Raw genomic sequence first — 3,514 nt, forward strand, 5'->3', positions numbered from 1 at the left:
TGTTGTCTCGCTTAATAATCCGTAAACCGCGGTGGGTTTCATTCCGGATTGTGTCGTTCCGGACGTGTTGGGAAACCGGCAGAATCCGGGATATCCCAAGCTGCATCGTCCCTCGGCTGGGTAATGCCGATGGCTTGGCGAGTCGCGCCAGAAGAGGCAAACTGAGGGCCGCCTAAGAACAAGAAGGAGAAGATGGCCCGCCGCGGAACCACCCGCGCGGGCCGTGGCTGGTGTGCAAGTGCGTTTGGCGACGCCAACCACCAGCGAGGTCTATGTTGCCGGTAAACTGTGGCGGTTCGCAACCCTGACGCGTTGCCCGTGGCATGCTGAGGGCGGATGCGGATTCTCACGCCATGGGACCTACGAACGGGTCCGTCCAGTCGGCACCCTGATCGCTCGCTGGTACTGCCCCCGGGCCCGGCGCACCGTCAGTGCCTTGCCGGACTGCCTGGCGTCGCATTATTCGGGGACGTTGGCCGAGCTTGAGGCCACGGTGCTGGCCGTCGAACAGGCACCCTCACGCGCAGCGGCCGCTGGGCAGTTGCGAACGGAGATCGAACTGCCCGGCGCCTTGCGCTACCTGGACAGGCTCTGTCAGTCGATCCACCGCACCCTGGCCGCAATCCGCGGGCTCGAGCCGGCGCACTTCACCGCGGTGGCGCCGACGCTGCAGGCGTTTGCCGCGGCACTCGGTAGCGATACCGTCCTGATGTGTTTGCGCGGGATGGTCGCCCGCTACCTGCCGCTCCTGCCCACGCCGTTCGGCTTTGATCCGCGCCGGCGCTGTCGGGACACTGCCGTGCCGCGCTTCCAACACCAGGCGGGGCCTGACCCGCCCATCGCCATTCTGGAGACTGTCCCGGCAGGCCGATTCACGGCCGCTTGAGATGGAGAGCTCCGATGACCCAAGATGCCCACGACCTCAGCGAGCGGGTGGCCCTGTTCCGCCACCGCTTGATCGCTCAACTATTGCCTGATGATCTCACCGCACGACAGCGTCAGCACACGATCGAGCGCATCGTCGCAACCGATCACCAGATCCCCGGTTCGCAGCGTACCCGCGTGGCCGAATCCACCTTGCGTGACTGGCTGCGCGACTACCGCGTCGGCGGCTTCGATGCCCTCAAGCCGAAGCGACGCATCGATGCCGGCCATCCGCGGGCCTTGCCTGCGACCTTGGTCGAGCGCTTGCTGCAGATCAAGGAGGCGGAGCCAGATCGCTCGATCCGGCGGATCATTGACAAGGTCCGCGAGGAAGGCCTCCTGCCTGCCGCCCAATCGCTGCCCATCTCCACGGTACACCGACTGTTCAAGCAGCAGGGCTTGATGAGCCGTAACGGTGAGGCCGCGCCCGGTGAGGACCGGCGCCGCTTCGCCTTCGCCCGTGCCGGCCAGCTGTGGATGAGTGACGTCATGCACGGGCCCGCCGTCCCGGGCGAGGATCGGCGCAAGCGCAAAACCTACCTGATCGCCTTCATCGACGACGCCACCCGCGTCATACCCCACGCCGCCTTCGCCTTTGCCGAGAATACCCGCGCCTTCCTGCCAGTCTTCAAGCAGGCGCTGATCCGTCGCGGCCTGCCGCAACGCCTGTTCGTCGACAACGGCGCCAACTACCGCTCGCACCAGTTTGCACTGATCTGCGCCAAGCTGGGTGTGGCGCTGATTCACGCCCGGCCCCACCAGCCACAGGCCAAGGGCAAGATTGAACGCTTCTTCAGAACTTGCCGCGCACAACTGATCGCTGACCTCACTGACCACGATACCGCCAGCCTCTGCGCGTTGAACCGGCGTCTGGCCGTGTGGATTGAGGGCGAGTACCACCAGCAGCCGCATCGCGGACTGGAGCAGCAGACCCCGCTGGAGCGCTGGGCGCAAACCGCCGAGGGGATGCGTTACCCGGAGCCCGGAATGGACCTCGATGATCTGTTCCTGTTCGAGGATCACCGCAAGGTCCAGAATGATCGCACGGTCTCCCTGCACGGGCAGGTCTACGAAGTCGATGCCAGCCTGATCGGCCAGCGGGTGACCCTGCGCTATGACCCCAGCCAACCCGACGCGCCGGTGCAGGTCGTGCACAACGGTCAGTGTATCGAGCAGGCGCGCCGGGTCGACCTCTATGCCAACTGCTTCGTCAAGCGCCATCGCCGCAGCGGAGCCCTCGACCCCGATCGTCCGTCCGAGCCGGCACCTTCGGGCCTGATGATGGCCGCCCTCGAGTCCGATGACAACGACGCCCCAGCGGGAGGGGCACACTGATGTATCTCAAGCACTTTGCGCTCACCCAGTTCCCGTTCGACCACACCCTGGCGGCCACCGTGCTGTTCGCCGCCAGCGCACAGGCCGAGGCCGAGATCCGCCTCAAGCACCTGCTGGAGCTGCGCGGTATCGGCTTGCTGACCGGCGAACCCGGCAGCGGCAAGACCACCCTGTGTCGGCGCCTGACCGACGCCTTGCACCCGGGCCTGTACCGCGCCATCTATGTTCCGCTGACGACCGGCAACGTCATGGACATTTACAAGTCCATCGCCTGGGAGTTCGGTCTGCCCACCGAGCGCAACCGCGCCAGCGCCTTCCGCCAGATCCGTACCGAGGTCTCCCGCCTGTTGCTCGAAGGCAAGCAGCGCCCAGTGCTGATCATCGACGAGGCGCACCACCTGCGCAATGACGTGCTGGAAGAACTACGCCTGCTAACGAACTACGAGATGGACTCGGAAAACCGCCTGTGTCTGCTGCTGGTCGGCCTGACCGAGCTGCGCCGCCGCCTGCAGATGGCCGTGCACGAATCACTTGAGCAACGCATCGTCGTCCGCTACCACCTCGGTGGCCTTGGGCGCAGCGAATTGCCCGAGTATCTGGCCCACCGTCTGCGCCTGGCCAGCTGCGAACTGCCGCTGTTCGAACCCGCTGCAGTCGAAGCGATCTTCCAGGCGACGCAGGCGCTACCGCGCAAGGTCAACCGCCTGGCTCACTACGCGCTGACCGCTGCGGCGATTAACCAGGCGAGGAGCGTCACGGCGGAACATGTGCAGGCCGCATTGACGGAGGCCGGATGATGACAACACCGTTGTTGCCGATCATGGCGACCTGGTCGCCTGAGCAGAAGCTCGCCGTGTACGACCTGTGCCGGTCGATCAGCGAGATCCTCTGGCAACAGGATCGTGACTCACTGCTGGAGGCGATGATCCGCGACGATCATGAGCGTGGGTTCGATCACCACCTCGACGTCGACGACCCCAATCTCGAACTACCGTTCGAGGACAACCCGCCGTTCTGACGGCTTGCCGTATCCCGGCGAACCCTCCCTCAACATTCACCGGTCTGATCGACCGGCGAGTGTTGCCGCGCTTGGACCCACTCGCGTGTACCACCACCCGCAATGAGGTTTATCCCGACCCCGATCCCCGGCACGGCTGCGGCTGCGGCTGCGGCTGCGGAATAATCAGGGAAGTATTGTATTGCCCGGCCCGAATTTACTTGGGAAAGGCGTCACGGATTATTGAGCGAGACAACA

The 3,514-nt window shown here is 65.0% G+C and carries 4 protein-coding genes; all 4 read left to right on the forward strand.

The features are described from left to right. Positions 1 to 472: 472 nt before the first annotated feature. The 4 genes from DDZ17_RS22105 to DDZ17_RS22120 are packed head-to-tail and all read left to right on the forward strand — an operon-like array spanning position 473 to position 3,277. A complete protein-coding gene (locus tag DDZ17_RS22105; protein ID WP_116369206.1) occupies positions 473 to 886 on the forward strand; it encodes a hypothetical protein in 414 nt (137 codons plus the stop codon). Positions 887 to 900: 14 nt separating this feature from the next. Continuing rightward, on the forward strand, positions 901 to 2,259 hold the full coding sequence (locus tag DDZ17_RS22110) for an IS481 family transposase (protein WP_027951219.1): 1,359 nt from the start codon (positions 901 to 903) through the stop codon (positions 2,257 to 2,259). Beyond that, entirely contained in the window at positions 2,259 to 3,056 is a 798-nt protein-coding gene (locus tag DDZ17_RS22115; protein WP_027951220.1) for an ExeA family protein, read from the forward strand. Before DDZ17_RS22110 ends, DDZ17_RS22115 begins: the two co-directional genes overlap by 1 nt. Next, positions 3,056 to 3,277, forward strand: coding sequence for a hypothetical protein (locus DDZ17_RS22120; RefSeq protein ID WP_144079957.1), 222 nt, complete (start codon positions 3,056 to 3,058; stop codon positions 3,275 to 3,277). Before DDZ17_RS22115 ends, DDZ17_RS22120 begins: the two co-directional genes overlap by 1 nt. Positions 3,278 to 3,514: the final 237 nt, after the last annotated feature.

Origin of the sequence: Parahaliea mediterranea (genome assembly GCF_003402235.1) — a bacterium.
GTDB classification, from domain to species: Bacteria; Pseudomonadota; Gammaproteobacteria; order Pseudomonadales; family Halieaceae; genus Parahaliea; species Parahaliea mediterranea.